Origin of the sequence: Sedimentibacter hydroxybenzoicus DSM 7310 (assembly GCF_013403245.1) — a bacterium.
Lineage (GTDB): Bacteria > Bacillota > Clostridia > Tissierellales > Sedimentibacteraceae > Sedimentibacter > Sedimentibacter hydroxybenzoicus.
Window position 1 is genome coordinate 68766 of record NZ_JACBNQ010000015.1, and the last position, 19092, is coordinate 87857.

Sequence of the window (19092 nt, forward strand, 5' to 3'; positions counted from 1 at the left end):
TTTTCACGTTCCCAATTTTTATGTTTACATCCTTGATAATTAATCTATCAATAAAAAACTGCGGGATTCTCTATTATTTGAGTGAGTTAATTTTGAGCTGCATGAAATTCGTTACATAAAACTACGGATTGGGTACATTAGCGGTTACCCGTATGGAAGTACGGTATAATTTAGTAATGTAATAAAATAATAACGAGATATAACCATTTTGTTTAGCTTGGTAATATCTTGTGAGAAAGGAAATATAAAATTATGAGATCATCTGCATTCAAGAAATGGATAGCAATGATATTGGCAGTGTTTTTGGTGGCTGGTTCACTGCCGAACGGTATAGTTGTGTATGCCGACGATGGCGACCCGATAATTACATCTTTTGCAGAAGATAACCCCGTAAAAACTATAACATATAAAATAGGAGAAACGGTCAAAGAATCGGATTTTCCCGATACGCTTGCTGCGGTTGTAAGCGGCACGGCTATTTCAGGAGAGGTATATGTTGATGTTGAGTGGGATGCTGAAAAAATTTCAGAAATTGACACAAGCTCGGTTGGGAGCTACGATATTGAAGGTACTGTTAAGGGGTATACACTTGCGCCTGATTGTCCCCCTCCGGAAGTCTTAGTTAAGATTGTTGAGAAATCAGGGGCTCAATTGATTACTGAACACTCGTTGGAGTGGAAAAAGGGAAGTTATTCCACCACTATTACAGGAAATGAAATGAGTATGAACTTGCATACCAACACGGAGGCAAGCGCTGAATGCACTATACGTTTTACTATAGGCAACGTTTCAATACCTGCGGGCGGAGCTGAAATCCGCATACCTAAATATATTTTCGAGGATCGTGAAGGGAATAGCATAGGTAGATATATAATTAATTTGAAGGATACATCCTTCGAAGAGCGTGAAGATGAGGATACGGAAGAGATTGTTATTACAAACAAGATAGCTCTCAATCCCGCAACCGATTTAGAATGCCCCGTTGTTTATTATGTAACCCCATACAATGTGGCGGACGGGTATGCTAAGAATGATATTAAAGCAACATTTAATGTAGATACCGGAGAAACAACTCTAAATGCTGAATCGGAAGCTCTTACATTAAAAGTAAGCACTCGTGTCACCACACCGTCATTAACTAAAACGGTAGCAAATGAAGGTCAAGGCGGAAAATATGAAACATGGCAGAGTGATTGGGGTGTTGCTCCGGATGATGCGGAAGATTACTTTTTTGTGGTGTGGGAACTTAGAACGGGAATTACTCATGCATCACAGCCCGGTACCCTGACATTTCAGGAAGATGTAGGAGAGAATGGCGAGATAGTTGCATGGTATGATGACGATATATATATAGCTAAAAAATGGCATCAGGGAAATAAAGAGGAATTTGAAGAATATCCATTTAGGACTTTTACGGAAAAAACGAAAACAAATACATCTACCATAAACTTATATCCTAAGGTTGTTGTAAAATACCCTCGAACAATGCTTGAGGATGGAACAACGACATTCACCAATAAATGTACAGCGATTATGACCGGTGTAGATTACAAAAGAGAGGGCAGCAGCGATGTGAACTGCAGAAAAACTAAAGAATCTGCAAATAAATATGTATATACGAAAGTAGACTTTATATACGATGGTGATGTTTTGTCTGTAACTAAGAGCGGCGGTAGTAATATAGCCGGCGGAATAAATATATTGGAGGATAAGCTTGCAAATCCCCGCGTAAAGGTTCGCATGGCTATTAATAATCGAGGCTATGATATCTCTGATAGGGGAAAAGATGAGTATACAACATATTTGGAAGATGGCATGATGTTTGCCTCAAATGAGAGACTTGACCACGAAGATTATTCATTCATACGTTTTTCCTTAAATGCATTTAATGAATATATATGTATAGAAGACCACAATACAGGTCTAACGGAGGTTTTGAATACAGATTATGAAACCTATAGTGCTGTTGAAGTTTGGGTAATGACAAAAGGTAATCACGATATTGAGGACGATAAATGGACGCATATAGGAAGTGTAAAACGAATTGACCAACACTCCTTTAAGTGGACAGACAAAGATGGCAATAATGAGGCAATATTTGATTCGGGGTCTAGCTCTGTAAGTGCTGAATTGCCGGAAGGCACATATGATATTTCCTTTAGACATAAAGGGTCACAGTATAGGGTGGAATATGCAGTATATTTGCATTATGAAATAAAGCCAAGCGATCATATTTTAAAATTGATCGATGGTCAGGATAAATTGCAGATTTATAATATTAACAGCGGTTATGCGAGAGATGCAGGGGGGCAAATACGTACCGGCAGCAGTTACCCCACCGTTGACACTACTATTAAGGATCAAATAACCGAAATTGATATAGAAAAATATGAGCAAGTTGTTGGGCATGCTCACGGAGGTGCCAGTCTTACCAGGTTTGCTCCCAATTCTACATTTGAAAAGGTAGCCGGAATGACTGCAGAAGATAATGTAAACAAGTTAACAACCCGAATATATCGTTTAACACAGAGGGAAAGTCTTTCTTATCCATCATCATCAATGAGCGAGGATCAAGTTAAGGAAGGTAACTACATAACCGAACAGAGAAATGGGATATTTTATGATTTGCTGCCTCTGGGTGTAACAGTTGATATGTCATCCATTGAAGCGAGGTTTCCCATCAAAGTCGACAACAAATATGTCACCGTAGCATGCAGCCATACAGTTGAGATGGTGGAAAACTGGAGAGGCTCCGGGCGTACCATGATGATTATCCATGTTGAGGTACCGGAAGAGTATTCCAATTATTATTTTAGTGGAAACCAAGCAACTACGGAATTGACTGTAGGGTTTAAGACAATTAATACTTGGGACAATGTTAGGGACAATGGCTCTGATGTTCTAAACAGTGCCGCATATTATTCTTTAAACGGCAGCTTGATAAAGGGCAGTCCCGATGATGGTGTCAGAAGAGATGACAAAGCCAGAATATTTAAGGACAAAGAGTTTTTTGTTGACTTAAATAACGATGGCAACCCCGAAGATACACTCAACAATGTTATGTACGACGATGTAGTTGTAAAGTATACCGGTATCAGTCCCACAGAGAGTGGCTTAAGTAAAGCGGTAAAGGCTCTGGGAGATGCATATTATTCGGACATGACAACAGCTGCAGCGACAGGTACATATACTTATCAGATTCGTTTCGGTACTGCAACGAACTCAAAGGCAACAGATGTAGTAATGTATGATGTGTTGGAAACAGCGTATGGGGAAAATCCGTCTTGGCAAGGTACGTTTAAGGATGTGGATACGTCCCATGCACGTAATAAGGGTATAGATGCGAAAGTTTATTATTCGACCTATGATGAATTTAAGAATATAAATCTAAGTGAAATGCCTGATTATACAGATCTGGACAATTCTGAATATTGGACTGATCAAAAGCCTGAGGACCTTGCGGAGGTTACGGCAATTGCCATTGATCTCAGCAAGAGTATGACGGGAGGAGCTTATACTTTTGGAGGAGGGGAAGCAGCACTTTGTTATATAACAATGGAAGCTCCCGCAAGTTCTGAGCATGAGTATGCATACAACAGTGCTTATTCGAAGAGCACCCCGGAAGGTAGTACTAATCCTTCGCTTGCGGAGTGTAATATCGTGAAGGTTGGCTTGTATGATCCTGATGTGGAAATTCACAAGACATCTGATCCAGAAAGCGGAACAAAGGAAGTTCCGGCAATTGCAGGGGTTATGGACTCTATAGAATATCATCTTGCCGTTTCCAACAAAGAGACCGCTGAAACAATAGAAAAAATTATAATTGAAGATGAGATTCCGGCAGGTCTTTCCATAGATGAGGGAAATTTGAAATGTTGCTTTGGCGATTCGATTGATAAAGCGATTCCTGTATCAGATTCACCTCGTGTAGACGTTGATATTCAGGGGCAAAGGCTGACATTCACCGTTGATAAGCTTGCAGCCGGTGAAACGGTGCATCTGTTGATTCCCACAAATGTGAAAGATATTGCTGCATCTGGAATGCGGTTTGAGAACACGGCAAGAATTACAGGTTTTAATAAGAGTAACTGGGATATCGAAAGTGAAACCACATATCATAAAACAGAATCCGTATTGGTTGATGTAACAGCCGAAAAAGAATGGGATGACAATAACGACGAATACGGCGTACGTCCGGAAAGTATATATGTGCAGCTCTATGCAGACGGCAATCCCGTTGAAGGAAAAAGAGCAGAACTAAACGAGAGCAACAATTGGCAATATACATTTAAATCTCTTCCTAAATATAGATCAGGAGAAATGTACGAGATTAAATACAGCATCAAGGAAGAGGATGTCGACGGATATAAGGCAAGCTTAAGCGGTGACGGTCTCAAGGTTACAAATACTATTCAGACTAAGGATGAAAATGAAGATGTAATCTTTAAGGTTCAGAAATATCGTTCCGGTACTACGACAGCAGTTCCCGGTGCGGGGTTTGTTCTGAAAGACGGTGATGATGTCATCGCTCGTGCCGAAACGGATGAAAACGGCATTGCAACCTTTATGCTTACACCCGAGGGCGATATGAGCTATGAGCTTACTTTATCCGAGGAATATGCCCCTGACGGATACGTCTTGAGTACAGAAACATGGACGGTCAAGCTCCAGCGTGAAAAAGATCCGAGTGTTACACTTAATCAGGAGCAAAATATATTCAGAATTATATGGAAATGGATAGTGCACATATTTACCGGAGAAGGTACAGGTGCCACCATGGAAGACGGAAAGCTGGTTGTATATAATGACTATATTGAAGTCTATGAACCAATACCTGCAGAGGCAGTGATAAAAGCCGAAAAAACTTTGGATGGCTTGCCAGCCACAGGCAGCAGCTTTGAATTTAACTTGAAGGATGAAAGCGGCAACATAATTCAGACGAAAAACAATGACGGCGGTGATATTAATTTTGACGCATTGACCTTTGACAGTGAAGGAACCTTTATATATTACATCGCCGAGCAGGCAGGAAGCGATTCGAGCATTGTTTATGACGATACGGTATACAAGGCAGTAATCAATGTTACAAAAGACAAGGACTATCATGCAGAGATATCCTATGAAAGGGACTCGGAGCCATGTGATGGAATACCGGTATTTACCAACACCACAAAGGATGAACCTAAGTCTGACTTAACTTCCGTGACGGTAAACAAGGTTTGGAGTAAAGATAAAAGCAGCAATAGACCGGATAATGTGACAGTACAGCTTTATCAGAACGGAGATGCATATGGCGATGCCGAAATACTAAGCTCCGACAATGGCTGGCAGCACACATGGACAGAGCTGGATGATGAATATACATGGACGGTGGATGAAATTAATATACCGTCAGGGTATGAAAAAACAGTGACAAACAGCGGCGGTGTATGGACTATAACAAATACTTCCACAACACCGACGGAAAAGCCGGAGAAACCGGATAAACCTGAGGAGCCGAAGGAACCAAAGGAGCCTGAAAAACCCGAAGAACCAAAGGAACCAAAAAATCCGGGAGATCCATCTGTAGATATAGACGACCCAGGCATTCCTGCCGATGTGATTGATATACCACCGGAACGACCGACCGATCCCGGTGTGCCTCTTACCGGAAATACTTCCTTAATGATAGCATGGATTATACTGGCAATTGTTTCGGTGATGGGAATAATTACAACGTTGTTTGGGAAAAAGTTGTGTATGAGAAAACAGACTTAATTTGACATATGGGGCGCGGAAATTTATTTCCCGCCCCCTCTCCTTTAAGTGAGAAAGAGGTGATTTTTAAAAATGTGCTTTTATGATGAGCAGCAGCATAATAAACAGCGGCAGCAAAAGTACAATCGTGTGCTGTCCATTTTTCTCTACATATTTATCGTCCTTTTTTTCTTGTCGGTATTCATGATTGCAAAGGAATATATTCAGAGTCAAATGGAGGAAGCAGCATTTGAACAATTGAGAATGCGTTTGGCGGAAGCCGAAAAAGAAATTGTTAAACCGGCAGATACAAATAACAACAACCAAAATGATACGGCAGATGCAAATAACAGCCATCAAACTGACATGGAAGATAAAAAGAAAAGCGGGGAAGAGCATATTATTGCAAACTATGCTAGCCTATCCGAGCTTAATGATGACTATATTGGATGGATTAAAATCAGCAATACGAATATTGACTACCCTGTCATGTATACACCGGAAGACCCTGAACACTATTTGCGGCGTGCCTTTGACAAGACAAAATCCATAAGCGGAACACCATTTGTCGGTAAAGGGGCAGGCATAGACAGCGATTGTTTTATTATCTATGGACACAATATGGGTAGAAATGATACCATCATGTTTGGAACACTGGATAACTATAAGGAAAAAGCATTCTGGGAGGAAAATCGCACATTTTCATTTTATACTGCAAGCGAAAAGAGGACATACGAGGTGTTTGCCGCAATGGAAACACGCGTACTCTATACAGATGAGGAAGGACTCCGGTATTATTACTATTCGGGAGAGCTGTCGGAAGCGGATTTTTCCGATTTAACAGAGTGGCTGATAAAAAATGCTATTTATGATACCGATATTGTCCCTGTCAATGGTGAGCAGATATTGATTCTTTCAACCTGCAGCTACCAGACAAAAAACGGCCGATTTGTCGTAGCTGCAAGATTGGTAAATGCCGCAGACTAACATGAAAATAACTGTAATTTTAAAAACAGCTCCGGAAGCAATGACTTTCCGGAGCTGTTACATTTCTAAATATTTATCTGCCATATAAAGTGCAAAATCTTTCAGCTCCTTCAAAGGTTCTACTATAAAATTCTTTCAAGAAAAGGAATGTTCCTGTTAAATGTTTACAAACAATTTAAACAATAGTATAATTAAAGGAGTTGGATTTTAATTCCACATGAAAGGTTGGATATTAAAAATGATAAAATTAATTGTAGACAGTGCATGTGACATAAACAGCGAGATAAAAGATAATTATGATATTGAAGTTATTCCTTTCAGTGTCACCATTGACGGTGTTTCTTATGTAGATGGTGTTGACATTGATTTAGATAGTGTTTATGAGAAAATGAGATCCGGTAAGGTGCCTAAAACTTCTCAGGTATCCTTTGAGGCAGTTTCCAAAGTTGTTGAAAAATGTGTTTCAAATAATGATGATTTTATTTACCTTGCCTTTTCATCCAAATTATCGGGGACATATGGTTTTGCCAAAAAAATCATTGATGCTTATAAGGAAAAATATATGGAAAGAAAAATGGTTGTAATCGATTCCAAGGGAGGAGCAGGGGGCAACGGATTGATTGCATTGCAGGCATTGAAGATGATTAAAAGAAATCTTCCCCTTGAAACAATCATAAGACAAATTCAATTTATGGTCAACCATATAGTATATTACTTTACAATAACCGACCTGGAATGGCTGTCTAAGGGCGGCAGAATAAACAAGACCGTCGGCTATGTGGGAAATGCGTTAAATATAAAGCCTTACTTGACTGTAGAAAACGGCAAAATTATAATTTCTAAAATGATTCACGGCGGCAAAAAAACAATTCGGACATTAGTAAAGGATGTAGCAGAGGGAACAAAGAAATTTTCAAATCAAACCATCGGAATAAGCCATGCAAATGATTTAAATACCGCATTAAAGGTTGAACAGCTAATAAAGGAAGCCGTAACCGGATGTAAAACAACCATCTTTGAAATAAGTGCGGTACTTGGTTCCCACTTAGGAATCGGCGGAGTGGGAGTATTCTTTTTCGACGAAGAACCGGAATTTTATGAATTTTAGTTCAGCTTTATCAAGCAAATATAACCCTGCACATCAAGCCAATGCATATATTATGTATGATTATATTAACTGTTTTAAAATTAACTTTAACTCATAGTCAATAAAATCATCCAAGTTCCAATAATTTGTTAGTTTAGAATCACTTGTTAATCCAAAAAACCTTTCGCCATGTGATACGAAGCTTATATTTCTTAGTCCATTTAGTGTGTTATTATTCTGTGAATAACGCATATTTGACGTCATTAGATACATTACCCATTTCACTTGTTCTTCCGGTAATAATCTGGCTAAACCAATTCCTTTGGAACCCGCAAACTTAAGCGCTCCATCTTGGAATGCTCCATTTGACGTAATTATTGTGCCTTTTGTTCTATCTCCTCCGATTTGAGATAATTTAGAATGAAATTCTTCTACATCATCTACCGGTAATGACTTTCCATAATCCTTACATTCCCATATCCAAATAATAGAAGGTGTTGTACTATTACCAACATAAACTTCAACTGAAACGTCCGTAATAATATCAGCATCTCTGTCTTTAGAGTAATAACCTTTCCCTTTAAAGACCTTGCAGGAATTAGGCAATAATCCCAGTTGCCCATTATCTAAAAGTGATTTTATTGCATCATAAACTTCTGACTCAAATCTCTTTCCTGTGTTTTTTGGCATTTCCTTCTCCTGTCATATATTTTTGTATTTCTAAATCTCTGATAATTTCAACAATAATTTTTTTCTGCGGTTTTCTGCTGAGCTGTGTATTGTAATTCATCCATATTGGGCTTTTATATAAACGAATGTATGTTCTTGTATTATTGTACTACAATTTGTAAATTTTTGCAATAAAATAAAAAAGGATATAAAAGTTTTTCACTCTCATATCCTCATTAATATATTTCTATTATATTAACATAGAAAAAAATTGACGTACAGTATTCATTTATGGATGAAGTATAGAAGTAACTGCTTCTTTGATTTCCTGATAGCTGGTGCATCTGCATAAATTAGACTGTAGCCACTCTTCGGTTACATACTCATCAGCTTCGGGATGCTGCTCAGCCAATGCATGGCAGACCATAATAAATCCGGAGGTGCAAAATCCACATTGAAATCCCCATTTCTCAACAAATGCCTTTTGAATCGGAGCATTTTTCAGACCCTCTATGGTAGTTATTTTATGCCCTATCATTTCCACAGTAAGAACGATGCACGATTTTACGGACCAGCCGTCCACAATAACCGTGCATGCACCGCAGTCTCCGTTTTCGCATCCGGGCTTTGCTCCGGTAAGATTAAGCTCTGTGCGCAAAGTGTAAAGGAGGGTGTCTGACGGCTCTGCCACAACCTTTCTTTTTTCTCCGTTAACATCCAACTCTATTATACTTGTATCAGATATTTTTATCATTTTACTTTCTCCAGCATTTTTAATGTATTTTCAAGAGTGTTTTTCAATACGAACGTTCTGTAGCATGAAGAACCCTCGGCGTCATCAAGTACTTTGCTTTGTTGAAATCCGATTATTCTGTTTATTTTATCGTCATCGCTCATATTTTCACCGTTGATAAAGCTTTCGATTTCCCGTGATCTGAATGGATGATTTTCCAGCCCGCTGAAAGCTATTTTTATATTATTATCTTTTTTAATTGCTGCTACGGTCAGAAGAGGGTATGCTATTTTGTCACTTTTCGTTTTCTTTACATGCACATATGGAAATGATAAGTAATTACTGTCTGTTATTATTTCAGATAATATTTCTCCGGGCATAAGTCTGAGCTTTTTGTCAAATATCTGGTTAATCTGAACCTCGCGTTTTCCGTTCTTCCCGTATATTACGGCTCTGCTTTCACATATCATCAGGGGCAGAAGTGTTTCCTTGTAAATTATTGTACCGCAAATATTTCCTCCTATGGTGAGTCTGCACTGCACAGTGTGATCGGCTATTCGCGCGGCAGTCTGACCAAGGAGAGGAAACAACCCGGATTCGGATATTTGGCTGAGCGTTACTGCCGAGCCTATGATTAATTTATTATCAAGCATTTCAATTCTGCAGCATTCTGGTATACCTTTCAAATCAATGACTGCATCCATGTGCAGGTTATTTGCACGGGACATGGTTATTATTTCCGAGCCTCCCCCATAATATAAAGGAGTCTTTCCCTGCCCCTTAATATAATCATATAAATCAAATGCCTCTTTCAGAGTATCGGGCTTATAGTATTCAAATTTAAATGGTATCATTTTAAACTCCTGACCTTATTCCAAATGTATTCCGGTGTACTAGGCAGCATATCAATATCCGTATCAACTGCCAAGGATATTGCATTTCCCAGTGCACCGGGTATACCTATTATCCCGTGCTCTGCCATACCTCTTGCTCCGAAGGGAGCGGACAAATCCGGAGTTTCTACAAAATCAACAATATATTCGGGATTTTCTCCGTAACGCATCATTTTATATGTTCTGAAGCTTGTGGACTTCATAACGCCGTCTTCGCCGTACAAAAATTCCTCTCTGCTGCCTAATCCAAGACCCATATTCATACCTCCCATTATGAGACCTTTTGCAGTCTTGGGGTTTAAGGTTCTGCCCATGTCGATTACCGCAGCGGCCCGAACAAACCTGTATGTATAGTCTGTCCGGTCAAATTCTATTTCAACGGCCTGAGCTCCGAGCGTCCATGAGGAGCCTGCCTTTCCTGTTCCTGTTTCTTGGGCCAGCTCAGTAAGACGGCTCATAATATAGCTTCCTCTTCCAAAAATATGCCCTTGAGTTGCGTTGCCGTTTGTATCTTTAATTCCATGCACAATATCACGGAAATGAACATATATGGCAGGGTCTTCTTTCAGATAAACTCTCATATCCGCAACATCCAAGGCTTCCGTCGAGCATTTGATTATACTTGCTCCGGCAGTCTTCAACTGCATTATTAAATCATCAGCAGCTCTTAAAGCAGCGTTGCCTGCCATGTATGTGCTCATGCTTGCCACAGTCTTCCAATGGAGCGGACTTGTTTGTGTATTAACATTCATAGATACATTTATTTTACTTAAAGGCATCTTGAGTCTTTCAGCAATAATTTGAGCAAGTACAGTCTTGGAACCGGAACCTATTTCTACAACTCCGCAGTTTATATTGATGCTTCCGTCACTGTTAAAGGTGAGAAGCACACCTGATGCCGCATCTGTAGGGGAATCTGATGTCTTCCAGAAACATCCTACTCCCTTTGTCCTCACCTTTCCGTTTCCCAGTTCAATTTTATTTCCTTCATCCCAGTCAATTATGGTTTTAAGCTTTTCAATACATGCTGTTAAATCTCCGGTATTGCTCCTGGTTATTTTTACCTGGGTCGGAGATGAATGGCCTGTTGAAACGGCATTTCTGCTTCTTATTTCAAGCGGATCCAGTCCTAACTTAAGTGCCAGCTTATCCATCATCCTCTCCATGCAGAAAGCATGCTCCGCATGGCTGAATCCTCTGAATGATGTTGAATATGTGTGGTTTGTGTAGACTCCCAGACAGTCACACTGCAAATTATCAATGTTGTATGGTCCTGAGCAGTCAACGGCAATCGCTTTTGCAAGCCGGCATGAAATAGTAGAATATGCTCCTCCGTCAATCAGGAAAGTCATTTCAGCAGCCTTTATTATTCCGCTGTCATCAGCACCGAGCTTGATTTTTGCCTCCAGACCCATTTTGCATGGGGCAGAGCATATATCTTCCTCCCTGCTGTCAGATACTTTAACCGGCCTTCCGCCAACAGACCTTGAAGCCAGATAAGCCAATATTTCCAAATAAACTGCTGCCTTTCCTCCGAATGCTCCTCCAACTAAGGGAGTGTGAACCACAATCTTACCCTCATCTATTTTAAAATACTTGCTTAGATTTTCTTTAATGTTGAATGGTGCCTGAGTTGATGTGTTTATTATAACTGTGCCGTCAGACAGTATTTCAGCCCTTGCATTCCGAACCTCCATTGCTGCATGATCTGCCTGAGGCAGCCTGAAGCTTCCTTCAACCACAACCTTGCTTTTATTCCAGCCTGCATTCATGTCTCCCTTTCTGATTTTTACAACATGAAATATATTGGAATTTCTCTGCGGATATACATATTTGGATTTCAGATTGTAGCTCATTAGATTTTCATGGATTAGCGGTGCACCCTCCTTCAAGGCATCGGATACGGAATTAACTGCAGGAAGCTTCCTGTAATCAACTCTTATCATATTGACAGCGCGATGTGCAGTCTGCTCGCAGTCCGCAACTACAAGAGCCACAGGCTCACCGTAATATCTTACTCTGTCTGTTGCCAAAGACGGTCTGTCATCAATAAAATCCCCAAACAGCAAGTTGCAGTCCTTACCGGTGAGTATGGATTTAACGCCCTCCTCCTTCAAAGCTTCAGTTACATCTACAGATAATATCTCTGCATGAGCATATGTGCTGGTAAGCATTTTTGCGTGAAGTATACTTTTTACATCTTCATCAATGTTGTATTTTGCGGTGCCGTCAACCTTGTTCCATGCTTCCTTTCTCAGAATATCATTTCCCAGTATAGTCAATTTATTTCCTCCGTGCTGTTTAATCATTTATATACTTGTCTGTATTTGTTAATATTGACTTGTATTACGGAAATTATACCTGCAAAAATATTCTTCATCGGTGATGATAATATCCGGAGTAAATTCATTGTATCGCGCCTTATCAATTCCTCTTATGGATATACCTCTGATTATGTTTCCTAAAAAACCATTCGCAGAAGGAAAGTCCATTTTGACCTGTTTTACGCCCTCAGCATCCTGTTGATGTATAGCTATTTTTATTCCATACTGTTCTTGTAAAATTGCCGCATGACCAACATGATCATAATGTCCATGTGTCAAAATTAACAATCCTATTCTATTTATTAGTTTGGTGGCTTTTAATCTCTTTATGAAATTCTTGTCAGCAGCAAAGCCGGCATCAATTAAAACTACATTCCCTGTAACTTCATCTTGTAGCAGAAAACAATTCGTATTGGCAGATTTAATTGTAAATATCATTCTATCACCTCTGATAAAGGACGTGCATTCCTTACAATGTTTTTTTAATTCACCTATAGGAACGGATACTTATACCTAATAATACAGGCGCCCGTTAAATTGGAATTTAATGTTTCTTTTTATCGTTGAAGTAAATGATAAATGTACCCATGACAGCAACAGAAATTACTGCGCCAAACTCCGGGAAACCTCCTAACAATTCGTGCCCGATTGAAATACCGACCCAACCGGCGAAAAGTGTTACCACCAATGCAATTATTGACTTTAGCATATTATTTCCTCCATAAATTCTGATTTATCTAATACTGCGTGACAAACGCAGAAAGCTTTTAGATGTGTTTTCAGCACCATCAGGATTGGGAACGGTTTTATCATCCTCAATCCGTTTTTCAAAAACAAGCCACTTATTATTGATGTAAATTTCTATCCTACCCTCTGTTCCGATTTGATATTCATAACCCGTACCAAAATTTGACTGATTATCTTCCGTCGGTATTTCAGAGTCACTAACACTTGATGTGATTTCTCCGTCCATTAGCCCACAGCGACCGTCAATTTCACTTTCTTTTCCTGTATCATAATACAACTCACCGTTGACCATAACCATTGGAATAACATCAGTATTTATTTTATCCGTTGCATAGAATGAATAATATGCCGTTCCTCCTATAATTTTGCTATATATAATATGACGACTTTAAACAGAAATAGTTCCATCTTTATATTACCATAAAATACCCAAAACATCTTCTACATTTTGTAAGGAGATATTGCTTTTCATCATAAATAGATAATGACCAAAATTCATCATACGATACAATGAATATAAAACCGAATGGTTTTTCTTGACATCTTCAAAACCCACACTATACTGTACTTATAATATAAGCACAGTATAGCACAGATAGGATTGATGTTATGGAAAATAAACGTAAGCAATAAAAACAGCAAACCCATATATGAGCAAATTACTTTACAGATGAGAAAGTTTAGTCGTATGTTGCTATACCAAAGGAGACAGAAAATCTAAAAGATAATCGTTTTAAAGATAATAAATTCTGATTCTATCTCAATTCTACCTTTGGTGGGTGTAGTTCTACCTAAAAAAAGATTATAGTTTTTTCAAGGATAGGGAGGTAATCAATGTGAATCAAGAGAAAATAGGAAATTTTATAGCAAGTTGTAGAAAGGAACAAGGAATGACTCAAGTTCAATTTGCAGAAAAACTTGGAATTACAAATAAATCAGTTTCAAAGTGGGAAACCGGAAGATGTTTACCGGATGCATCATTGTTTAAAGACATTTGTTTGCTGCTTAATATTTCATTAAATGAATTATTCGCAGGTGAAAGAATAGCCGCAGAAAACAATGAGCAGAAATTTGAGGAAAATTTGATCAGTATTACTACTGAATATCAAAAAAGAGATTATCGAGTAATTACAAGTGCATACGTCTTTATTACTATTATCATTGTTAGTATTGCAATAAATATCAGTGTAGGCGGTGCTTGGTTAAAGGGTTCACCCGTAATGGCTAATTTTCTTTTATCGCTTTTGTGCATTATTTCATGGTTCTTTTTTTCAAAGTTGACACAAGAACATAATTCCTTTCAAAAAGCTTCTTTTGTCATCAGCACCATTGTTTTTATAACATCTTTGGCTGCTTTTATTTTGGATTTCTTGGATATAGATAGCTATATTACGCTTATAGTCGGTCTGCCTTGTGAAATTTTGTTCTATGGGCTAAGAATTTTTTTAAACCGGATGCCAATATACGCTTTTGCTGCATTGCTTTCGCTATTCAACCTACTATATACAAGAAAGAATATTCGCAGATTAACTGCAAAATAGAAAGGAGAAACAAAATGTATATGATTTTATCATCGGTCATGATGTGCGTAGGGTTGCTATTGCTTTTCCTGCCCCACAATATAATGCAACATAAAATAATGCTTAGGAAGTTCTCAATCGGGTTTCGTTTATTTGGAGGAGCTTTAACACTGTTTGGGCTTGGTGCGGTTTTTGCCATATCGTCCGGAGACATTATATTGCCACTAATAAAATAATGGATTTATGGATGGTGTTTAAGTTACCCCTTTTTAAGGACATGGCGGTATCAAAGGGGTATCGTCGTGTCTGTTTTTACATGCTATTAATTGTATCATCAATATATTTCCGTAGCACGACCATACCAAGGATTCGTCCAACCATCAGAACCTTCGTGATAGTAAATAGTGGGGAATGTTAAATCGAACAAATAATTACCGGTTTGAGGTGCATCTCCTTCAAAGTAAACAGATTGTAAATTGGGGCAGTCAGCAAATGCACAGTGCCAAATAACAGTTACACTTGCTGGAATTGTAATCTCTTTCAAGTTATGACAGCTATAAAATGCATTATCTAAAATTTTGGTCACACCCTCCGGAATAACAACCGAAGTTAACTTGGTGCAATAATAAAAGGCATTATCTTGAATTTCAGTCACACCTTCCGGAATAACAACTGAAGTTAACGTGGTACAATACTCAAAGGCTCCTATTCTCTCAGGTGTATGTCCAATAGCGGTTACTTTTTTTCCATCAATTTCCCCCGGTATTTCTATACTTATATCCTGACCCGTGTATTTTGTGATAGTTATTGTATTATCATGGTTAACCACGAACTGATAATCTCCAGACACCATATTTATTGATTCATCGCTATTTGCTGGTGGATCTGGTATTTCTGAAGAACCATCATTTTGTGAACAAGCACTAAAAATGAACAGTAGTATAAACGATAGAAGAATAGTAACTGTCGGCTTTAAAAGGTTTTTATATTTCATTTTACTAATCACTCCGATATTTATTAATTTATATAATTTAAAAAATCTTTCACTTGGTTTCATTTTACTTATTTCCTATAAAGACGAGTTAGAACATATTTTGTTCCAAAATTATCACATATCATCTTAAATGTAATAAATATTTTTGCCTTATGACAGATGTTCAAGTTGTTTTTAAACTAACAGCTTAAAGATATTGTTCCATTAACTGTTCCAAACCAATCTCTGATGTTAACTTTTCAAGATTATTAAATATCTTCTCTTCGTCCCAGTTCCACCATTGAAGCTTCAGCAAAAATTCAACCTTTTCATCGCTAAATCGTTTCTTAATAAATTTAGCTGGATTGCCACCATATATTGTATACGGCTCAATGTTTTTTCCCACAGTTGAGTTAGTAGCAATAATTGCACCATCACCAATTTTAACACCTGGCATAATGGTTACATTTTGCCCTATCCAAACATCGTTACCTACCACTGTGTCCCCCTTGAAAGGCAATTGTTCTACTGTCGGAGTGACCTTTTCCCATCCCCCTCCAAAGATATTAAAGGGATAGGTTGTAATTCCCTCCATTCTGTGATTTGCACCGTTCATAATAAATTTTACACCCTCTGCAGTTGCACAGAACTTCCCTATTATCAGTTTGTCTCCCAGGAACTCGTAGTGATGCTCTATATTATTATAGAATTCCTCCGGAGAATTTTTATTATCGCTATAATAGGTATACTCCCCAATCTCAACATTACTCCTTTTAGGCAAATTGCTTATAAAACAAACTGTCTTTATATTTTCATTTGGATAAAGTTTGTTCTTATCCGGTCCAATCATAAATATCACTCCTTCTGGTTATCTTAACCTACACATAAACATATAATTTCAATCAATTAATAGATTAACTGACCAATCTTACCACATTCCTCTGTAAACCATATTGCTCCGTCTGGTTCTACAGTAATTACGTACATCTTGGTAATCCCATTTTTATTTTAATTACTTGATTTTAATTTTCATCTTGTTTCTGAAATAAATATCTTAATCCCTCCTTGTTACTATCATTACTTCTAATATCATTAATTATAGGCTCACCACTATATATATCATAACCGCAAGGCTCAGTAATAAAAATACCCTTTCCATTTGAATAGGAAAGTATTTCTGCCTGGTAAGATTTTGATGTATTAACAGGTATTTTCCCAGTTAAAGTTGTCTCCTCTCCTTTAGCTATTATATCAGCAATAGAAGCCCTCATCTTCCCAAGGTCACTCATGGCTCTCCCGCAAAAATCATTTGGAACCTGAACTGTATATTTTAAATAAGGTTCTAATATTTCAGTTCCTGATTTTCGAAGTGCTTCCCAGAATACATACGGTGTTAAATTCCTAAAGTCTGAAGGGGTACTGACAGGGCTATAGTATAATCCATAGATAAAAGTTACCTTCAAATCTGTAATTTCCCATCCATAAAGCCCTTCTTTACAAGCCTTTTCTACAGCATCTTTTACCGCATGTTGAAATGAATTATTCAGATATCCATAGGACACCTTGGTCTCATACAATAATCCTGATCCTATCGGTAGAGGCTCTATGGACAATCCAATAGATGCCCAATAAGGATTTGGGGGAACTTCTATATGAATCACTGCTTCAGAGTTTCTTTTAGGGCGTTCTTTATATATTGTTTTCAATTCACCAAATTTAGCATCTATTTTGTATCTGTTTTTAAGTAGTGATTCTATTACTTCCATTTGAATATTTCCAAATAGTTTCAATATGATTTCTTCTGTATCTCCGTTAATTTCACAATCCAAAAATGGATCTTCTTCGGTTAGTTCAAATAATGCTCCTATCAGTTTGCTTCTTTTGCTTAAATCATAAGGTTTAATTGATGCTCTTAATGCTGGTTCGGATATCTTTATATCTAAAATCTCATCATTTTTCTTACCAATAAAATCACCTATCTTCAGAGAATTGGCATTGGAAATAATAGCGATATCCCCACTATTAACCTGATCCACCTTCACAATTTCTCCATTCATAATTGATTCCAGACTTTTTATTTTGAAGATTTCTTCTGTGCCATTTATAAGAACATCTTGACGTGTCCTTATATTCCCGCTGAATACTCTTAAGAAAGTAATCTTACGAGATTCTTCATCCCTATCAATCTTATAAACATATGCAGACAAATTATCTGCAGTATTATCATTATTTATGGGAAGATAGTTTGTAATAGCAAATAATAGTTCATCAATCCCAATATTTTTTAGAGCAGAACCGTGAAAAACAGGATAAAGATTGCAGTTATTAATCCCATCTAAAAATGCATTATGATATTCTTTTTCTGTAATGACATAGCCATTTATATATTTTTCTAATAAATTATCATTTATATCTAATAATTTTTCTGATATTTGATCCTGAATTACTTTATCATCCTTTATGTTTATCAATTCAAAATCATCTTTATCCTCTATTCTAACCGATTGCATTATTGCAAGATCAGGAGTTAATTTCCCACGCATTTGATTGTATATTTCATCTAAACACACTCCCTTTCTGTCTATTTTATTCACAAATATAATTGTTGGAATATTTAATTTCACCAAAGTATTAAAAATTATTTTGGTTTGAACTTGAATTCCTTCTTTTGCTGAGATTACTAAAACAGCACCATCCAACACTCTCAGAGTTCGTTCGACCTCGGCTATAAAATCCATATGTCCGGGGGTATCTATGATATTAACCTTTGTATCATTGTAATTAAATGAAACCGTAGATGCCCGTATAGTTATTCCCCTATCTCTTTCAAGTTCCATTGAATCTGTTATTGTTGTACCATTATCGACCCTTCCTATTTTATTAATCGCGCCACTTTTATACAATAAACATTCTGTAACAGTTGTTTTTCCTGCATCAACATGTGCTAAGATTCCTATATTAATAATTTTCATTTTATGCCTCCATAATTATATAAAAATCCCCTGTGATAAATACTCTCTTCACAGGGGAACTCATTTTTTATATAATTACTTAAAGTAAATGCAACATACATAATTAGATATAAAATCATGGTATTACATCTTTAATCTAATCATGCCATACAATACATAAAAATATAAATTTATTATTATGAGAATATTTCTAAATAAAAGTACAATTAATAATCCATACAAATATTATCTTGCATGGAAAATGTACTCGTTCTATTTTATTAATAGTTATTTAAAAATATTATGCCTCATATGATAAAACTCCTTTGATTAACACTACATGTTATATAATATTTGTTTTAATTATATTTGTCAAGTAGTTCTTAGTATATTTCCACGACAAACGCATGAATGAGTTTCACAATTAAACTATTGAAAGATTAAATTTAAAAAAATATGATCCAGTTCAAGT

16 protein-coding genes are annotated in these 19092 nt (G+C 37.3%); 5 read left to right on the forward strand and 11 right to left on the reverse strand.

From position 1 onward, the window contains the following. The first annotated feature begins 252 nt into the window (after nt 1-252). The 3 genes from HZF24_RS12625 (at nt 253) to HZF24_RS12635 (ending at nt 7831) form a co-directional block, all read left to right on the forward strand. Complete coding sequence (locus tag HZF24_RS12625) at nt 253-5757, forward strand: Cna B-type domain-containing protein (protein WP_179238688.1); 5505 nt, start codon at nt 253-255, stop codon at nt 5755-5757. Nucleotides 5758-5970: 213 nt separating this feature from the next. Continuing rightward, the gene (locus HZF24_RS12630; RefSeq protein ID WP_179238689.1) at nt 5971-6723 is read left to right on the forward strand and encodes a class B sortase; all 753 of its coding nucleotides are present in this window, start codon (nt 5971-5973) and stop codon (nt 6721-6723) included. A gap of 238 nt (nt 6724-6961) precedes the next feature. Then, the gene (locus HZF24_RS12635) at nt 6962-7831 is read left to right on the forward strand and encodes a DegV family protein (protein ID WP_179238690.1); all 870 of its coding nucleotides are present in this window, start codon (nt 6962-6964) and stop codon (nt 7829-7831) included. 60 nt (nt 7832-7891) lie between these two features. On the opposite strand, the gene HZF24_RS12640 is transcribed toward HZF24_RS12635, so the two are convergent. From HZF24_RS12640 to HZF24_RS12670, 8 genes are all read right to left on the reverse strand, one after another. Beyond that, complete coding sequence (locus HZF24_RS12640; RefSeq protein WP_179238691.1) at nt 7892-8500, reverse strand: restriction endonuclease; 609 nt, start codon at nt 8498-8500, stop codon at nt 7892-7894. Beyond that, nucleotides 8472-8600, reverse strand: coding sequence for a hypothetical protein (locus HZF24_RS19260; protein WP_281372296.1), 129 nt, complete (start codon nt 8598-8600; stop codon nt 8472-8474). Before HZF24_RS19260 ends, HZF24_RS12640 begins: the two co-directional genes overlap by 29 nt. Nucleotides 8601-8768: 168 nt before the next feature. Beyond that, nucleotides 8769-9233: a (2Fe-2S)-binding protein gene (locus HZF24_RS12645; RefSeq protein ID WP_179238692.1), complete on the reverse strand. Its 465-nt coding sequence runs from the start codon at nt 9231-9233 to the stop codon at nt 8769-8771. After that, entirely contained in the window at nt 9230-10066 is an 837-nt protein-coding gene (locus HZF24_RS12650) for an FAD binding domain-containing protein (protein WP_179238693.1), read from the reverse strand. Before HZF24_RS12650 ends, HZF24_RS12645 begins: the two co-directional genes overlap by 4 nt. Beyond that, nucleotides 10063-12414 carry a xanthine dehydrogenase family protein molybdopterin-binding subunit gene (locus HZF24_RS12655; protein WP_179238694.1) on the reverse strand — a complete coding sequence of 784 codons (2352 nt, stop codon included), beginning with the start codon at nt 12412-12414 and terminating at the stop codon, nt 10063-10065. The genes HZF24_RS12650 and HZF24_RS12655 overlap by 4 nt, the downstream gene beginning before the upstream one ends. Nucleotides 12415-12435: 21 nt before the next feature. Further along, nucleotides 12436-12867, reverse strand: a complete 432-nt coding sequence (locus HZF24_RS12660; protein ID WP_179238695.1) for an MBL fold metallo-hydrolase — start codon at nt 12865-12867, stop codon at nt 12436-12438. 106 nt (nt 12868-12973) lie between these two features. Beyond that, nucleotides 12974-13138, reverse strand: a complete 165-nt coding sequence (locus HZF24_RS12665) for a binding-protein-dependent transport permease (RefSeq protein WP_179238696.1) — start codon at nt 13136-13138, stop codon at nt 12974-12976. A gap of 24 nt (nt 13139-13162) precedes the next feature. Further along, nucleotides 13163-13468, reverse strand: a complete 306-nt coding sequence (locus HZF24_RS12670; RefSeq protein WP_179238697.1) for a hypothetical protein — start codon at nt 13466-13468, stop codon at nt 13163-13165. Between the two features lie 544 nt (nt 13469-14012). Here HZF24_RS12670 and HZF24_RS12675 point away from each other — a divergent pair. Continuing rightward, entirely contained in the window at nt 14013-14717 is a 705-nt protein-coding gene (locus tag HZF24_RS12675; RefSeq protein ID WP_179238698.1) for a helix-turn-helix transcriptional regulator, read from the forward strand. A 14-nt stretch (nt 14718-14731) separates the two neighbouring features. Further along, on the forward strand, nt 14732-14932 hold the full coding sequence (locus HZF24_RS18820; protein ID WP_218835303.1) for a hypothetical protein: 201 nt from the start codon (nt 14732-14734) through the stop codon (nt 14930-14932). Between the two features lie 98 nt (nt 14933-15030). On the opposite strand, the gene HZF24_RS12680 is transcribed toward HZF24_RS18820, so the two are convergent. The 3 genes from HZF24_RS12680 to tet form a co-directional block, all read right to left on the reverse strand. Beyond that, complete coding sequence (locus HZF24_RS12680) at nt 15031-15753, reverse strand: leucine-rich repeat domain-containing protein (RefSeq protein WP_179238699.1); 723 nt, start codon at nt 15751-15753, stop codon at nt 15031-15033. Nucleotides 15754-15877: 124 nt separating this feature from the next. Further along, nucleotides 15878-16519, reverse strand: coding sequence for a Vat family streptogramin A O-acetyltransferase (locus tag HZF24_RS12685; RefSeq protein WP_179238700.1), 642 nt, complete (start codon nt 16517-16519; stop codon nt 15878-15880). A 172-nt stretch (nt 16520-16691) separates the two neighbouring features. Continuing rightward, the gene (tet, locus tag HZF24_RS12690) at nt 16692-18641 is read right to left on the reverse strand and encodes a tetracycline resistance ribosomal protection protein (RefSeq protein WP_179238701.1); all 1950 of its coding nucleotides are present in this window, start codon (nt 18639-18641) and stop codon (nt 16692-16694) included. Nucleotides 18642-19092: the final 451 nt, after the last annotated feature.

Bases quoted from the DNA above. Each gene is read 5' to 3' on its own strand.
- HZF24_RS12625 (WP_179238688.1), top strand. From the start codon at position 253: ATGAGATCATCTGCATTCAAGAAATGGATAGCAATGATATTGGCAGTG.
- HZF24_RS12630 (WP_179238689.1), top strand. From the start codon at position 5,971: ATGGAGGAAGCAGCATTTGAACAATTGAGAATGCGTTTGGCGGAAGCC.
- HZF24_RS12635 (WP_179238690.1), top strand. From the start codon at position 6,962: ATGATAAAATTAATTGTAGACAGTGCATGTGACATAAACAGCGAGATA.
- HZF24_RS12640 (WP_179238691.1), bottom strand. From the start codon at position 8,500: ATGCCAAAAAACACAGGAAAGAGATTTGAGTCAGAAGTTTATGATGCA.
- HZF24_RS19260 (WP_281372296.1), bottom strand. From the start codon at position 8,600: ATGAATTACAATACACAGCTCAGCAGAAAACCGCAGAAAAAAATTATT.
- HZF24_RS12645 (WP_179238692.1), bottom strand. From the start codon at position 9,233: ATGATAAAAATATCTGATACAAGTATAATAGAGTTGGATGTTAACGGA.
- HZF24_RS12650 (WP_179238693.1), bottom strand. From the start codon at position 10,066: ATGATACCATTTAAATTTGAATACTATAAGCCCGATACTCTGAAAGAG.
- HZF24_RS12655 (WP_179238694.1), bottom strand. From the start codon at position 12,414: ATGATTAAACAGCACGGAGGAAATAAATTGACTATACTGGGAAATGAT.
- HZF24_RS12660 (WP_179238695.1), bottom strand. From the start codon at position 12,867: ATGATATTTACAATTAAATCTGCCAATACGAATTGTTTTCTGCTACAA.
- HZF24_RS12665 (WP_179238696.1), bottom strand. From the start codon at position 13,138: ATGCTAAAGTCAATAATTGCATTGGTGGTAACACTTTTCGCCGGTTGG.
- HZF24_RS12670 (WP_179238697.1), bottom strand. From the start codon at position 13,468: ATGGTCAACGGTGAGTTGTATTATGATACAGGAAAAGAAAGTGAAATT.
- HZF24_RS18820 (WP_218835303.1), top strand. From the start codon at position 14,732: ATGTATATGATTTTATCATCGGTCATGATGTGCGTAGGGTTGCTATTG.
- HZF24_RS12680 (WP_179238699.1), bottom strand. From the start codon at position 15,753: ATGAAACCAAGTGAAAGATTTTTTAAATTATATAAATTAATAAATATC.
- HZF24_RS12685 (WP_179238700.1), bottom strand. From the start codon at position 16,519: ATGATTGGACCGGATAAGAACAAACTTTATCCAAATGAAAATATAAAG.
- tet (WP_179238701.1), bottom strand. From the start codon at position 18,641: ATGAAAATTATTAATATAGGAATCTTAGCACATGTTGATGCAGGAAAA.